The organism is Paraburkholderia sp. GAS448 (assembly GCF_050435685.1).
Classification (GTDB): domain Bacteria; phylum Pseudomonadota; class Gammaproteobacteria; order Burkholderiales; family Burkholderiaceae; genus Paraburkholderia.
This window is the reverse complement of the sequence record NZ_JBNDKT010000009.1, coordinates 175652-191027: the sequence shown is the minus strand read 5'-3', so window position 1 is coordinate 191027 and position 15376 is coordinate 175652. Positions and strand designations below refer to the sequence as shown.

Annotated in this window: 14 protein-coding genes; 7 read left to right on the top strand and 7 right to left on the bottom strand. The window is 63.8% G+C overall.

Going from position 1 to position 15376, the window contains the following annotated elements; genetic code table 11:
- The first annotated feature begins 1 nt into the window (after window position 1).
- The 3 genes from glcF (at window position 2) to proC (ending at window position 2852) form a co-directional block, all read left to right on the top strand.
- Window positions 2-1228, top strand: a complete 1227-nt coding sequence (gene glcF / locus P3T23_RS18940) for a glycolate oxidase subunit GlcF (protein WP_429317680.1) — start codon at window positions 2-4, stop codon at window positions 1226-1228.
- 92 nt (window positions 1229-1320) lie between these two features.
- Window positions 1321-2019 (top strand): YggS family pyridoxal phosphate-dependent enzyme, encoded by a 699-nt coding sequence (locus P3T23_RS18935; RefSeq protein ID WP_429317751.1) that lies wholly within the window; start codon window positions 1321-1323, stop codon window positions 2017-2019.
- Between the two features lie 17 nt (window positions 2020-2036).
- A complete protein-coding gene (gene proC / locus P3T23_RS18930; protein WP_429317679.1) occupies window positions 2037-2852 on the top strand; it encodes a pyrroline-5-carboxylate reductase in 816 nt (271 codons plus the stop codon).
- A gap of 90 nt (window positions 2853-2942) precedes the next feature.
- Here the strand turns inward: proC and ubiA are convergent, their stop codons facing one another.
- The 7 genes from ubiA to recG all read right to left on the bottom strand — a co-directional run bounded on the left by ubiA (window position 2943) and on the right by recG (window position 10071).
- Window positions 2943-3806, bottom strand: a complete 864-nt coding sequence (gene ubiA / locus P3T23_RS18925) for a 4-hydroxybenzoate octaprenyltransferase (RefSeq protein ID WP_429317678.1) — start codon at window positions 3804-3806, stop codon at window positions 2943-2945.
- A 232-nt stretch (window positions 3807-4038) separates the two neighbouring features.
- Window positions 4039-4527 (bottom strand): Dps family protein, encoded by a 489-nt coding sequence (locus P3T23_RS18920; protein ID WP_429317677.1) that lies wholly within the window; start codon window positions 4525-4527, stop codon window positions 4039-4041.
- Window positions 4528-4664: 137 nt separating this feature from the next.
- Window positions 4665-4826 (bottom strand): hypothetical protein, encoded by a 162-nt coding sequence (locus tag P3T23_RS18915; RefSeq protein WP_429317676.1) that lies wholly within the window; start codon window positions 4824-4826, stop codon window positions 4665-4667.
- A gap of 62 nt (window positions 4827-4888) precedes the next feature.
- The gene (locus P3T23_RS18910; RefSeq protein WP_429317675.1) at window positions 4889-6346 is read right to left on the bottom strand and encodes a catalase; all 1458 of its coding nucleotides are present in this window, start codon (window positions 6344-6346) and stop codon (window positions 4889-4891) included.
- A gap of 86 nt (window positions 6347-6432) precedes the next feature.
- Entirely contained in the window at window positions 6433-6561 is a 129-nt protein-coding gene (locus P3T23_RS18905) for a hypothetical protein (RefSeq protein ID WP_429317674.1), read from the bottom strand.
- A 171-nt stretch (window positions 6562-6732) separates the two neighbouring features.
- Complete coding sequence (locus tag P3T23_RS18900; protein WP_429317673.1) at window positions 6733-7692, bottom strand: hydrogen peroxide-inducible genes activator; 960 nt, start codon at window positions 7690-7692, stop codon at window positions 6733-6735.
- A gap of 147 nt (window positions 7693-7839) precedes the next feature.
- Window positions 7840-10071 carry an ATP-dependent DNA helicase RecG gene (recG, locus tag P3T23_RS18895; RefSeq protein WP_429317672.1) on the bottom strand — a complete coding sequence of 744 codons (2232 nt, stop codon included), beginning with the start codon at window positions 10069-10071 and terminating at the stop codon, window positions 7840-7842.
- A gap of 177 nt (window positions 10072-10248) precedes the next feature.
- On the opposite strand from recG, the gene queA reads away from it, so the two are divergent.
- The 4 genes from queA (at window position 10249) to secD (ending at window position 15365) form a co-directional block, all read left to right on the top strand.
- A complete protein-coding gene (gene queA / locus P3T23_RS18890) occupies window positions 10249-11298 on the top strand; it encodes a tRNA preQ1(34) S-adenosylmethionine ribosyltransferase-isomerase QueA (protein ID WP_429317671.1) in 1050 nt (349 codons plus the stop codon).
- 99 nt (window positions 11299-11397) lie between these two features.
- Complete coding sequence (tgt, locus tag P3T23_RS18885) at window positions 11398-12615, top strand: tRNA guanosine(34) transglycosylase Tgt (protein WP_429317670.1); 1218 nt, start codon at window positions 11398-11400, stop codon at window positions 12613-12615.
- A 244-nt stretch (window positions 12616-12859) separates the two neighbouring features.
- Complete coding sequence (yajC, locus tag P3T23_RS18880; RefSeq protein ID WP_133660919.1) at window positions 12860-13183, top strand: preprotein translocase subunit YajC; 324 nt, start codon at window positions 12860-12862, stop codon at window positions 13181-13183.
- A 139-nt stretch (window positions 13184-13322) separates the two neighbouring features.
- Window positions 13323-15365, top strand: a complete 2043-nt coding sequence (gene secD, locus P3T23_RS18875) for a protein translocase subunit SecD (protein WP_429317669.1) — start codon at window positions 13323-13325, stop codon at window positions 15363-15365.
- The last annotated feature ends 11 nt before the right edge of the window (window positions 15366-15376 follow it).

Genomic DNA, 15376 nt, shown 5'->3' with positions numbered 1-15376 from the left:
GATGCAAACCAACCTCGCGGACTTCATTCGCAACACACCCGACGGCGTCGAAGCCGACGCCATCCTGCGCAAGTGCGTGCATTGCGGTTTCTGCACGGCAACCTGCCCCACCTATCAACTGTTGGGCGATGAACTCGACGGCCCGCGCGGACGCATCTATCTGATCAAGCAGATGGTGGAAGGCGCGCCGGTGACACGCAGCACGCAAACTCACCTCGACCGCTGCCTGACGTGCCGCAGCTGCGAATCGACCTGCCCGTCGGGCGTGCAATACGGCCGTCTTGTCGAGATCGGCCGCAAGGTCGTCGAAGAGCAGGTGACGCGACCGCCCGGTCAGCGGCTGCTGCGCCGTGTGCTGGCGAGCTTCGTGCCGAACAGCGCGGTCTTCACGCCAGTGATGCGGCTCGGCCAGCGCATCCGTCCGCTGCTGCCAAAGAAGCTGCGCGACAAGGTGCCCGCGCGGCAGCGTCTGCTCGAATGGCCGAGCGCAAAGCATCCGCGCAAGATGCTGATGCTGGCCGGCTGCGTGCAACCCTCGATGATGCCGAACGTCAACACCGCGACTGCGCGCGTGCTCGATGCGCTGGGTATCGAGACGGTCGTCGCGCCCGACGCCGGCTGCTGCGGCGCGATCCGGCTGCACCTCGGCTACAACGACGAAGCCCTCGACGACATTCGCGCCAACATTGACGCGTGGTGGCCCTACGTCGAGCAGGGCGTGGAAGCGATCGTGATGAACGCGTCCGGTTGCGGCGCAACGGTGAAGGAGTATGCTCACCTGTTGCGCGACGACCCCGCGTACGCCGACAAGTCGCGCCGCATCGTCGAGCTGACGCGCGACATCTGCGAAATCCTGCCCGACTTCGAGGAATCGCTCACTGCGCTCACGCGCCGCCGCGCGATCCACACCGTTGCGTTCCATCCGCCATGCACGCTGCAACACGGCCAGCAGATTCGCGGCAACGTCGAGCAAGTGCTGGGCGCACTAGGCATCGAAGTGCGCCTGCCCGCCGACAGCCACCTGTGCTGCGGCTCGGCGGGCACCTACTCGCTGACGCAGCCGGCGCTCTCCTACCGGCTACGCAACCAGAAGCTCGAACGGCTGCATGCAGTGGAGCCGCAGATAATCGTGTCGGCGAATGTGGGCTGCATCGCGCATCTGCAAAGCGGCACGTCGATACCTGTCACGCACTGGATCGAACTCGTCGAGCATATGCTGTCCGCGTGACGCTTTCCACCTGGCCATCCGGCCAGGTCGGCATGGCGGAGCGGCGTCCGTATAATCCGGTACATCGCTCTCGCCGTCTGTTCTTCTGCTTTATGCCCGATCTCGTACACAATCTCGACGCGGTGCATCAGCGCATCGCCCTCGCCGCCCGGGTCGCCAGCCGTGACCCGCGCTCCGTGGCCCTGCTCGCCGTCTCGAAGACGTTTCCCGCCGAAGACGTACGCGCTGCGCACGCCGCCGGTCAGCGCGCATTCGGCGAAAACTATGTACAGGAGTCGATCACCAAGATCGAAGCGCTTGCCGACCTGCGCGCCGCGCTCGAATGGCATTTCATCGGTCCTCTGCAATCGAACAAGACAAAGCCCGTTGCACAGCATTTCGACTGGGTTCATTCGGTCGACCGGCTGAAAATCGCCGAGCGTCTTTCGGAACAGCGTCCGCACGACCTGCCGCCGCTCAACGTGTGCCTGCAGATCAATGTCAGCGGCGAAGCATCGAAAAGCGGCGTCGCGCCCGCTGAGGCCCCGGCACTTGCCCGCGCCATTGCTGCGCTGCCAGGGCTGCGCCTGCGCGGGCTGATGTCGATTCCGGAACCGGCCGGCGGCATCGAGGAGCAGCGCGCACCCCATCGCAGGCTGCGCGAACTGTTCGACCAGCTGCGCACGGACGGACTTGCACTCGACACGTTGTCGATGGGCATGTCGGGCGACCTCGAAGCCGCCGTACTCGAAGGCGCCACTATCGTGCGGGTCGGCACAGCGATCTTCGGCGCACGCGACTACTCAAACTGAACTCATCACGGAACACCATGAAAATCGCCTTTATCGGCGGCGGCAATATGGCCGCTGCGCTCATCGGGGGACTGGTCAAGCGCGGCGTCGCGCCGGCGGACCTGTATGCGATCGACCCGAACGAAGACGTACGCAGGCGCAATGAACAGCAGTTCGGCATTCGCACCGGCGCTTCGGCAGACGCCGCACTGGGGTCGTTCGACGCCATCCTGCTGGCCGTGAAACCCCAAAACCTGAAGAGCGTCGCAGACAGCATCGCACCGTATCTTTCGACAACGCAGCTCGTCATCAGCATCGTTGCGGGCATCCGCGTCGAGGACATGTCTCGCTGGTTGAACGGGCACGCGCGCATCGTGCGCACGATGCCCAATACGCCCGCGCTGATCGGCATGGGCGCAACGGGTCTGTTCGCTACCGCAGGCGTGGATGAAGCGGGCCGTGCGCTGGCGTCGCAGGTGCTCGGCGCAGTGAGCGAAACCGTGTGGTTCGAAGATGAAGCGAAGATCGACGCCGTCACTGCCATTTCCGGCAGCGGCCCGGCGTATGTGTTCTATTTCATCGAGGCGCTGGAAGAGGCCGCGCGCCAGCTTGGCATGGACGAGGCGCAAGGCCGTGCGCTCGCTGTCGCAACGTTCACCGGCGCTGCGCAACTCGCCGCGCAGTCGGACGAGCCGCCGGCGGTGTTGCGTGAGCGGGTAACTTCGAAGGGCGGGACGACAGCCGCCGCGCTCTCATCATTCGATGCGTCGGGCGTAAAAGATGCCATCGTGCATGGCGCACTGGCTGCCGACGCGCGGGCCAGGGAAATGGGCGACGAGTTCGGCCGCCAGTAGGCCGTAATCGGCCCGCCTGATCGAGTCAACGTCGATCAGGCCGGCCCACTCTTCAGGTTCTGGAACGCGCCACAAGGCAACAACGAGGCGTCAGAAAGCGGCGGCCGCGTAGTGCGCGGCAATGCCCGCGAAGAGCACGCCGCCAAGCCAGTTGTTATGGCGGAAAGCGGCGAAACACGGCATCCGCTCGCGATTGCGGATCAGCGTGTAGTGGTAGATCGCACATCCCAGTGCAGCCGCCCAGCCTAGCCAGTACAGCACGCCGAAGCCAAGCACGATGCCGATGCCGACGTAGATAGCGAGCGTGGCCGCATAGCAGAGCATCACGGCGAGCACGTCGAGGCGGCCGAAGGTCAGCGCGGATGTGCGGATACCGATCTTGATATCGTCGTCGCGGTCGACCATTGCGTATTCGGTGTCGTACGCAACCGACCAGAACACGTTGGCGAGCAGCATCACCCACGCGAGCATCGGCACGTGGTTCTGTATCGCGGCAAACGCCATTGGAATGCCAAAACCAAATGCGATGCCGAGATACGCCTGTGGAATCGCAAAGAAACGCTTCGTGAACGGATACGTGCCCGCGACGAACAGCGCCGCCACCGAAAGCTCCCTGGTGAGCGCGTTGAGCGGCAAGATCAACAAAAACGCGAGCAGCGACAGTCCTGCCGCCAGCGCGACCGCTTCCCACGCCTTGATCTTGCCCGACGTGATCGGGCGGTTTTCGGTGCGCTTTACGTAGCGATCGAAATCGCGATCCGCGTAATCATTGATCGCGCAGCCGGCCGAACGCATCAGCACGGTGCCGACAATGAAAATGACCAGCAGCGACAGCGACGGACGACCATCCGACGCGATCCACAGCGCATTGAGCGTCGGCCAGAGCAGCAACAGGCTGCCGATCGGCTTGTCCATGCGGACAAGGCGGAGATAGAGCGGAAGTCGAGCGAACATGGGCATGCAGGTGTAGGCAATGCCGACATTCTAGAGCAGTGCGGATGACGGCGGCTCGCAGCGCGGCAGGCATCGCCGCCTTTCGCGCCAGTCTGGAAATGAAAACGGCCCGACGGGCATCAATCAACCCGTCGGGCCGTTCTGTTTCGCGCCTCAGGGCTTTGATTCGGCGCTATGCCCCAGCGCAGCGACCGGCAATGCAACCACCGGCCGCGAACGCGAAACCTCAAACTCAAGCCAGCATCGAGCGCAGCATCCACGCAGTTTTTTCATGCGTCTGCATACGTTGCGTCAACAGATCGGCGGTCGGCTCGTCGTTAGCGGCTTCCGTCGACGGGAAAATCCCGCGTGCGGTACGCACCACGGCTTCCTGGCCTTCCACCAGCTGGCGGATCATTTCTTCCGCGGCCGGCACGCCGTCCGCTTCGGGAATCGACGACAGCTTCGCGAATTCCTTGTAGCTGCCCGGGGCATGCACACCCAGCGCGCGGATGCGTTCGGCGATCAGGTCGACGGCCAGCGAGAGTTCCGTGTACTGCGTCTCGAACATCAGGTGCAGCGTGTTGAACATCGGGCCCGTCACATTCCAGTGGAAGTTGTGGGTCTTGAGGTAGAGCGTGTACGTATCAGCGAGCAAGCGCGACAGCCCTTCCGCGATCTTCTTGCGATCCTTGTCGCTGATACCGATATTGACATGCTGTACGGCTTCTTTCTTGGCCATGACGACTCCTTTTAAGAGTGATACGAACCGTCGGCAGGTTCGGGATCGCGTATGCATCCGCGAACGCTGGAACGCCCGTCAGTGTAGCGTAGACGGGTGAGACGCGGGCACCGGCAAACCGTCGCGTGCCTGTCGAGCTAGCCGCCAGACAGGTGCTGCAGGCCTTGCGCGGCAAGCACGGCAAAACCGCTGCCGACGATCGCGAGTCCGAACATTTTCCTGACGAGCGTACTCGTGCGTGCGTGGCCCGTGTGCCGTGCAAAGCCTTCGCCACCGATACTCAACATCATCTGGATCATGATCGCTCCCCGTTGAATCCATCCTCGTCCGGCGGGGCGCCGATGCACCCCGCCCCGGTACATTACTTCGCTGCCGCCGCTTCATCGAGCTTCACGAGCGCAGCCACTACTCCGTCCGCATACGCCGGATCGATCCTGCGGAAATGCTCGATCTGACGCGCGACGATCTGATCCGGCACACCATGGATATGCCGCGCGATGTTGCCGAAGAACCGCTCGCGCTGCGCAGCATCGAAGAGGCGAAACAGCGCGGCCGGCTGGCTGTAGTAGTCCTCGTCTTCGCGGTGGTCGTAGCGATCGACTGCGCCGGCGGCAAGCGGCGGCTCCGCCGCATTGCGGTCCTGCGCAAAGTCACCGAAACGGTTCGGCTCAAAGTTCACCGTGCCGCCCAGGTTCCCGTCCGTGCGCATCGCGCCGTCGCGATGGAACGAATGCCGGACCTGCACGCGCGACGCATTCACCGGAATCTGGTGATGGTTGATGCCAAGGCGGTAACGCTGTGTGTCGCCGTAGGAGAACAGACGCCCCTGCAACAGACGGTCGGGCGAGAAGCCAATCCCCGGCACCACGTTTGCCGGCGTGAACGCAGCCTGCTCGACCTCCGCAAAGTAGTTCTGCGCATTGCGGTTCAACTCGATGACGCCGACGTCGATCAACGGATAATCGCTGTACGGCCAGACCTTGGTGATGTCGAACGGGTTGTAGCGGTAGGTGGCCGCGTCCGCCTCCGGCATCACCTGGATGCAGAAGCGCCATTTCGGAAAGTTGCCGCTGTCGATACTGCCGACGAGATCACGCTGCGCACTTTCACGGTCGTTCGCGATCACCTGCGCCGCTTCGGCATCCGTGTAGTTTTCGATGCCCTGCATCGACTTGAAGTGGAACTTCACCCAGAAGCGCTCGTTGTTCGCGTTGATGAACGAGAACGTGTGCGAACCGAACCCGTGCATCTGCCGGTAGTTCTTCGGGATGCCGCGATCGCTCATCAGGATGGTCACCTGATGCAGCGACTCCGGATGCCGCGACCAGAAATCCCACGCCGCGATATTGCTGCGCATGTTCGTGTACGGATCGCGCTTCTGCGTGTGAATGAAGTCCGGAAACTTGAGCGGGTCGCGGATAAAGAACACCGGCGTGTTGTTGCCGACCACGTCCCAGTTGCCCTCTTCGGTGTAGAACTTGATCGAGAAGCCACGCACGTCGCGTTCCGCGTCGGCCGCGCCGCGCTCGCCCGCTACCGTCGAAAAGCGCATGAAAAGCGGCGTTTCCTTGCCGACTTCCGCGAAGACCTTCGCTTTCGTATAGCGCGTGATGTCGTGCGTAACCTTGAGGGTGCCGAACGCGCCGGAGCCCTTCGCATGCACGCGCCGCTCCGGAATCACCTCGCGGTCGAAGTGCGCCAGCTTCTCGATCAGCCACACGTCCTGCAAGGCGACCGGGCCGCGTGCCCCGGCCGTCATCGAGTTCTGGTTGTCGGCGACGGGCGCGCCGGCTGCCGTGGTGAGTTTGCGTTCGGACATCTTTGAACTCCTCGGTTTTATGTTTGAAAAAGAATCGGGTGAACGCCGCTGACGAGGTCGCGGCAGAAATCGACGGGAGCAGGGAATCAGGCCGCGAGCGCGCGGTCGACGAGCAATGCGAACGCGACCGTGCGCACCGACGCGACGATGCGCGCAGCAGACTGTGCGGGTGGCGAAATGGACTGGTGGAATTGCTGTGGTTCGGCTTGCTTCATGACTTCCTCCGGCGTGGTCGGATCGGGCGATCCATGGAGGAAACTATAGCAATAGCTATCGATTTATATAATTCAATTAAATAAATCTATTTGATAGCACTCACCCGTGTCATGCAAGGGCCGGGGCGAAGCCGGCCGCGGATGCGTCGCGGCCAGTACTACCGGGCGCGATCAGTTCACGGCAACCGGCAGATCGAGCTTTTTCACGCCGGAAAGATCGCAGGCGGCGATTGCGTCGGAGATGGCGTCGATTGCCGGCATCCGGGTAAAACTCTTGCGCCACGCGAGCACGACACGGCGATCCGGCACGGGCTCGTCGAAAGCCACATAACTCAGCAGGCCAGAGTCGACCCCGCCCGCGTGCGGCCTGACTTCCTGCACCGACATACGCGGCAGCACGGTAATGCCCACGCCGCTCGCCACCATATGGCGGATCGTTTCGAGCGACGAGCCTTCGAAAGTCTTCTGGATGCCGTCCGCGTTCTGGGAGAAACGCATCAGCTCAGGGCACACGGCGAGCACGTGATCGCGGAAGCAGTGCCCGCTGCCCAGCAGCAGCATGGTTTCCTGCTTCAGATCGTCCGGATCGATCTTGGGACGCGTTTCCCAGGCATGGCCGGACGGCAGCGCGACAACGAAAGGCTCGTCGTACAGCGGACGCAGCATCAGTCCCGTCTCCGGGAATGGCAGCGCCATGATCGCCACGTCGATTTCGCCCTGCTTCAGCAGTTCGATCAGCTTCAGCGTGTAATTTTCCTGCAGCATCAGGGGCATCTGCGGGACACGCCGGATCATCTGCTTGACGAGCGTCGGCAGCAGGTAGGGCCCGATCGTGTAGATCACGCCGAGGCGCAGCGGTCCGACGAGCGGATCCTTGCCCTGCTTGGCGATTTCCTTGATGGCGAGCGTCTGTTCCAGCACGCGTTGCGCCTGCGTGACGATCTGCTCGCCGATTGGCGTGACGCTGACTTCGCTCGTACCGCGCTCGAAAATCTGCACGTTGAGCTCGTCCTCGAGCTTCTTGATCGCCACCGACAGCGTCGGCTGGCTGACGAAACACGCTTCGGCCGCCCGGCCGAAGTGCCGCTCGCGGGCAACCGCGACGATGTATTTCAATTCAGTGAGCGTCATTGGGGACCAATCAGCGCGATGGATTCGATAGGTTTCTGTTATACACCTATGGGGCCAATTCGCCAACCAGGTTTGCCCTCGAATGAGGGGCGGAGCGCCGTGGCGCGCTCTCGCCCTCCGAACGCCCCCAGGCCCATCCCCTCGGCCCTAAGCCTTCAGGTACTGTTCGCGCGCGCCAAGCCAGCGCGCCAGATGTTGTGTGACCACGTGCGGATACTCCGCCAGCAGCTGGGCGGCGGCTTCACGTGCCGGCTCGATCAGCCAGCCGTCCTGCTGGAGATCGGCAAAACGCAGCATGGCGGCGCCCGACTGCCGCGCCCCGAGGAATTCGCCCGGTCCACGGATTTCGAGGTCGCGGCGCGCGATCTCAAAACCATCGGTGGTTTCGCGCATCGTCTGGAGGCGCGCACGGGCCGTCTGCGACAACGGTCCGGTGTACAGCAGCACGCACACCGACGCGGCGCTGCCTCGCCCGACGCGCCCGCGCAACTGGTGCAATTGCGCCAGACCAAAGCGTTCGGCGTGCTCGATCACCATCAGCGATGCGTTCGGCACGTCGACGCCCACTTCGATCACCGTGGTCGCCACGAGCAACTGCACTTCGTTGCGCGTAAACGCCTCCATCACCGCCGCTTTCTCCGCAGGCGCCAGCCGGCCATGCACCAGTCCGACGTTCAGTTCAGGGAGCGTAGCCACCAGCGTTTCCCAGGTTTCGACGGCAGTCTGCAGTTGCAGCGTTTCGCTTTCCTCGATCAACGGACATACCCAGTACACCTGACGTCCCGTCAGCGCCGCCTCGCGCACGCGGCCGATGACCTCTTCACGGCGCGCGTCGGATACGAGTTTCGTCAGGATCGGCGTGCGTCCGGGCGGCAGTTCGTCGATGGTCGAGACGTCGAGATCGGCGTAATAGGTCATGGCGAGCGTGCGCGGAATCGGCGTCGCCGACATCATCAGCTGGTGAGGCTGAAAATCGCGCGCGCCATCGGCGGCGTTCTGTGCCTTCGCACGCAGCGCGAGCCGCTGTTCGACGCCGAAGCGATGCTGTTCGTCGACGATCACGAGCCCGAGCCGCGCGAACTCGACCGCGTCCTGGATGATCGCGTGCGTGCCGATCACGAGGTGGGCGGTGCCAAGCGCCGCTGCTTCCAGCGCGGCGCGCTTCTCCTTCGTTTTCAGACTGCCGGCAAGCCACGCGACGCTCACGCCAAGCGGTTCGAGCCAGCCACGCAGCTTGCGCGCGTGCTGCTCGGCGAGAATTTCGGTGGGCGCCATCAGGGCGGCCTGGTAGCCCGAGTCGATGGCCTGCGCGGCGGCGAGCGCCGCGACGACCGTCTTGCCGCTGCCGACGTCGCCTTGCAACAGACGCTGCATCGGATGCGGCTGGGTCAGATCCTGCGAGATTTCGGCGCAGACGCGCTGCTGCGCGCCAGTCAGCGCAAACGGCAGCGCGGCGAGCAGGCGCGCGACGAGCGAGCCGGAATCCGTCGGCGCACGACGCGGCATTTCAGGCGCTGTGCGCATGCGCCGCTCTTCGTGTGCACGTTTGAGCGACATCTGCTGCGCGAGCAGTTCCTCGAACTTGATGCGCAGCCAGGCCGGATGCGTACCATCGACCAGCGCGGTCTCGTCCGAATCGACGCCCGGATGATGCAGCGTGCGCACCGCCTCGGCGAGCGGCGGAAGTCCGAGCGGCTGAAGAAAAGCCTGTGCGACCGGCTCTGGCAACAGTTCGGGCAGCGCGGTGCGCGACAACGCGTTGTCGATCGACTTGCGCAGATACGCCTGCGTGACGCCCGCGGTGGCGGGATAAACCGGCGTGAGCGCCTGCGGCAGCGGCGTGTCCTCAACGACCACGCGCACCGCCGGATGCACCATTTCCATCCCGAAGAAGCCGCCGCGCACATCGCCGCGCACGCGCAGACGCTGGCCGACGGCCATCTGCCTGACCTGCGAGCCGTAGAAGTTGAGAAAGCGCAGCACGAGTTCGTCGCCGGCGTCGTCCCGTAGCTTGACCAGCAACTGGCGGCGCGGCCGGTAGGCGATCTCGTTGTCGAACACGACGCCTTCGGTCTGCGCCATGCCGCCCGGCAGCAGTTCGCCGACCGGCGTCAGCATGGTTTCGTCTTCGTAGCGCATCGGCAGATGCAGCACGAGATCGATGTCGCGGGTGAGGCCGAGCTTGGCGAGCCTGTCGGCAGTTCTGGTCAGCGCCGGGGCGGCCTTTTTCGCGTCGCCGGCTCCGCCCGGTGACGAAGTCGCCGCCGCCTTGCCCCGCGCGGCGCGGCGCTTCGGCTCTGCGCTTACTTCCGCGCTTGCATCGGCGGGATCGTCGGCATCGTCGGCATGGGCCAGGAGGCGGCGGTCGGACAGGGGCATGAGTCGCTTCGCAAGTACAATATCGGCTTTCAGAGGTATCGCAACGATGCCGCGCGCCGCCGGAACAGGGTGTTCAACGTCGGCGGTCCGCACAGCAACGTTCCGCAATCATAGCCGCTCGCCGCCAGGCGCCGGTTCAATTCAGCATCGTTTCCAGAGTTGTTACAGCCAGTCCGCATGTTCACGCTTTCCGATTTCGATTTCGCGCTGCCACCCGAGCTGATCGCGCAAACCGCGTTGCCCGAACGCAGCGCCAGCCGTCTGCTCGAAGTGGACAGCGAGGCGCAGCCCGCGCGCTTCATCGACCGCCGCTTCGCCGAACTGCCGGAGTGCATCGCGCCCGGCGATCTGCTGGTGTTCAACGATACCAAAGTGCTGAAGGCACGCTTCCTCGGCCAGAAGGCCAGTGGCGGCAAAATCGAAGTGCTGGTCGAACGGCTGACGGGCGAGCGCACGGCGCTCGCACAGATCCGCGCCAGCAAGAGCCCCGGTCCCGGTACGAAGCTGCGCCTCGCCGATGCGTTCGACGTCACCGTCGGCGAGCGCGTCGAGCCGTTCTACACGCTGCATTTCCCGGCCGACTGCCTGACGCTGATCGAACAGTACGGCCGTCTGCCGCTGCCGCCCTACATCGAGCACGATCCGGATGCGACCGACGAAACCCGCTATCAAACGGTGTTCGCGCAGAATCCCGGCGCCGTGGCCGCACCGACTGCCGGTCTGCACTTCGACGATTCGCTGCTGGCGAAGCTCGACGCCAGAGGTGTCGAACGCGCGACGCTGACGCTGCACGTGGGTGCAGGCACGTTCCAGCCGGTGCGCGTCGACAACCTCGCCGAGCACAAGATGCACAGCGAGTGGTATCAGTTGCCGCAGACGCTGATCGACCGGATCGCGGCAACGCGCTCGCGCGGCAACCGCGTGATCGCGGTGGGCACGACGTCAATGCGCGCGCTCGAAGCCGCCGCGCGCGACGCCGAAACCGCCGGCCGTCCGCTCGCTGCAACAAGCGCCGAGACGGATATTTTCATCACGCCGGGCTACCGGTTCCGCGTCGTCGACCGGCTGGTGACGAACTTCCATTTGCCGAAGTCGACGCTGCTGATGCTGGTCTCCGCGTTCGCCGGCATCGACACGATCCGCGCCGCTTACCAGCACGCGATCGACGAGCGTTACCGCTTCTTCAGCTACGGCGACGCCATGCTGCTGACGCGCCGCGACGCGTGACCCGCTTTACGCTTTAAGCTATCGCCTCCGCCGCCGCGCCTCGCGCGACGGCGCTCATCATTTGCGCCGGACTGTTTTCCGGTGGCACAGGAGCCATCCATGACCGACGGTCATACCCACAACCAGTACGATTCGCACACCGCCCACGATAATCAGGTGGGCGTGGGCCCCGAGAACGGCCTTAGATTCGACCTGCTCACCACCGACGGCCAGGCACGCCGCGGGCGTCTGACGCTCAATCACGGCGTTGTCGAAACGCCGATCTTCATGCCGGTGGGCACCTACGGCACCGTGAAGGCGATCCAGCCTCGCGAACTCGACGAAATCCACGCGCAGATCATCCTCGGCAACACGTTCCATCTGTGGCTGCGTCCGGGACTCGACACCATCGCCGCACACGGCGGCCTGCATCGCTTCATGGGGTGGAAGAAGCCCATCCTCACCGATTCGGGCGGCTTTCAGGTCTTTTCGCTCGGCGATCTACGCAAGATCACCGAGGATGGCGTCACGTTCGCATCACCGATCAACGGCGACAAGCTGTTCCTGTCGCCGGAGGTGTCGATGCAGATCCAGAAGGTGCTGAACTCGGACATCGTGATGCAGTTCGACGAATGCACGCCGTACGCGACGAACAATGTCCCGACATCGTACGAGGAAGCGGCCGGATCGATGCGCATGTCGATGCGCTGGGCGAAACGCTCCATCGACGAATTCAACCGGCTCGGCAATCCGAATGCGCTGTTCGGCATCGTCCAGGGCGGCATGTTCGAAGACCTGCGCGACGAATCGCTCGCGGGCCTGTCGGAGATCGACTTCCACGGTTTCGCGATCGGCGGGCTGTCGGTCGGTGAGCCGAAGGAAGACATGATGCGCGTGCTGAACCACATCGGCCCAAAGCTGCCGGCGAACAAGCCGCACTACCTGATGGGCGTCGGCACGCCTGAAGACCTGGTGGCGGGCGTGGCGGCGGGCATCGACATGTTCGACTGTGTGATGCCGACCCGCAATGCGCGCAACGGCTGGCTCTTCACCCGCTTCGGCGACATCAAGATCCGCAACGCGACGCACAGGAACTCGCTGCGCCCGCTCGACGAGCAATGCGGTTGCTATACCTGCCGCAACTTCACGCGCGGTTATCTGCACCACCTGCACCGGGTCGGCGAGATTCTGGGCGCGCAACTCAACACGATCCACAACCTGCACTACTACCTCGAACTGATGCAGGAAATGCGCGACGCCATCGAAGCACGCCTGTTCGACACGTTCCGCAAGCAGTTCCATGAGAACCGCGCACGCGGCGTCGAAGCGCCTGCGTAACGTCCAAAAATTACGCCGAAGCCCGCCCATGGCGGGCGCCAGCGGATTATCCTGAGGAATCCCGCTGCTCCGGCCAGCAAAACATTACAATTATCTTTCGCGTGATCCTGATCAAGCCTTTTTCGTCGCATTTCTGTCGCAATAACAGCTTGATCGCAAAGCGCATTTTGCTGTGCCGTCGCGGCCAGGGCCGGTGGTAGAATAACCGGCTGCATTTTTTGATCGTTATAACGGAGAGACCAACGTGTCGTTCATTTCCAACGCCTTCGCGCAAGGCACCGGTGGCGCAGAATCGAGCCTGATGAGCTTCCTGCCGCTGATCCTGATGTTCGGTGTTCTGTACTTCATCATGATCCGCCCGCAAATGAAGCGCCAGAAGGAACATCGCAACATGCTCTCCGCCATGGCGAAGGGCGACGAAGTGGTCACCAACGGCGGCATCGTCGGCAAGGTGACCAAGGTGAGCGATGCCTATGTCGGCGTCGAAATCGCCGAAGGCACGGAAATCACCGTGCAGAAGGCATCGGTTACGCAGATTCTCCCGAAGGGCACGATCAAGTCGCTGTAAGGCCTGCTCTCTCGCGTCCGGCGCGGCCTCGCTGGAACCTGAACGGCTTCCTGAGTCTTCACTGACCTGATACCCACGGTTCCCGCGCTCATCGCCGGACGCATCGCTTCCAAGCCAACCTTCCCGTTGGGCCCATCCCATGAATCGTTACCCCCTCTGGAAATATGTCGTGATGCTGGTGGCGCTCGTCATCGGCCTCGTGTACACGTTGCCCAACTTCTTCGGTGAAGCGCCGGCGGTCCAGGTGTCGAGCGGCAAGGCCACGGTCAAGCTCGACTCGACCACGCTATCGCAGGTCGAAACCGCGCTGGCGTCGGCCCAGATCAAGCCCGCCGCCATCACGTTCGATAATTCCCAGACCAACGCGAACATCCGCGTGCGTCTGGTGGACACCGACACGCAACTGCGCGTGAAAGACCTGCTGCAGAAGTCGCTGAACGCCGATCCGACGGATCCGCAGTTCATCGTGGCGCTGAACCTGCAAAGCGCGTCGCCCAGCTGGCTCACCGCGCTTCGCGCATTGCCGATGTACCTCGGTCTCGACCTGCGCGGCGGGGTGCACTTCCTGCTGCAGGTGGACATGGCAGGCGCGCTGAACAAGAAGCTCGACTCCGATGCGTCTGACGTCCGCACTTTGCTGCGTGACAAGAACATCCGCGATGGCGGCGTGAACCGCGTCAACCAGTCGGTGGTAGTGAATTTCGCCGATACGGACACGGCCAATGCGGCGCTCAAGCTCCTGAATACGGGCATCACCGAACTCCAGTGGGCTACACAGCCGAATCCGGAAGGCGGTGTCCAGGTCGTCGGCACGTTCACGCCGGCGGTGCAGAAAGCCGTTCAGGAAGCCGCGATCAAGCAGAACATCACGACGCTGCATAACCGCGTGAACGAACTCGGCGTGGCCGAACCGGTGATCCAGCAGCAAGGCTCCGACCGCATCGTGGTCGAACTGCCGGGCGTGCAGGACACGGCGAAGGCGAAGGACATCATCGGCCGCACGGCGACGCTCGAAGCGCGCCTCGCTGATCCGGTGAATACCCATCCGAACCCGAACGATCCGGTGCCGCCGGGCGACGAGCTCTTCACCCAGGGCAACCAGACGCCGGTGCTGCTGCGCAAGCAGGTGATCTTCACCGGCGACCGCATCATCGACGCCTCCGCCGGCTTCGACGAACACCAGCGTCCGTCGGTCAACATCCGCCTCGACTCGGCGGGTGGCCGCGCGGTGCGCAGCGTGTCGCGCGACAACATCGGCAAGCCGATGGCGATGGTGCTGTTCGAAAAGGGCAAGGGCGAAGTGCTGACGGTCGCGACGATCCAGTCGGAACTGGGTGACCGCTTCCAGATCACCGGCCAGCCGACGCCGCAAGCCGCCGCCGATCTCGCGCTGCTGCTGCGCGCCGGTTCGCTCGCAGCGCCGATGGAGATCATCGAGGAACGCACGATCGGCCCGAGCCTTGGCGCCGACAACATCAAGAAGGGCTTCCATTCGGTCGTGTGGGGCTTTGCGGCGATCGCCGTGTTCATGATCGCGTACTACATGCTGTTCGGTGTGATCTCGATGATCGGGCTGTCGGTCAACCTGTTGCTGCTGATCGCGATCCTGTCGATGCTGCAGGCCACGCTGACGTTGCCGGGTATCGCCGCTATCGCACTCGCGCTCGGTATGGCGATCGACGCGAACGTGCTGATCAACGAGCGTGTGCGTGAAGAACTGCGCAACGGCGCACCGCCGCAGCTCGCGATCCAGAACGGCTATGCGCACGCCTGGGCAACGATTCTCGACTCGAACGTGACGACGCTGATCGCTGGTCTCGCGCTGCTCGCATTCGGCTCGGGCCCGGTGCGCGGCTTCGCGGTCGTGCACTGTATCGGCATCATGACGTCGATGTTCTCCGCGGTGTTCTTCTCGCGCGGTCTCGTGAACATGTGGTACGGCGGCAAGAAGAAGCTGAAATCGCTGGCCATCGGTCAGGTGTGGAAGCCGACGCCGGCTGGTGCGGCCGCCGCGCTCACCGACGACGACGCGGCAACCGACACCGCACGGGCCATCGCCGCCAACAACGCCGCCGCAGCGAAGGCCAATGCTGCCAAAGCGCCGGCGCGCAGCGGCAAGCCGGTGGTACGCCGCCGCAACGATCCTGGCACTGCGCCCAGGAAACCGGGTTCATCCCGCTGAGTCCCGGAGAA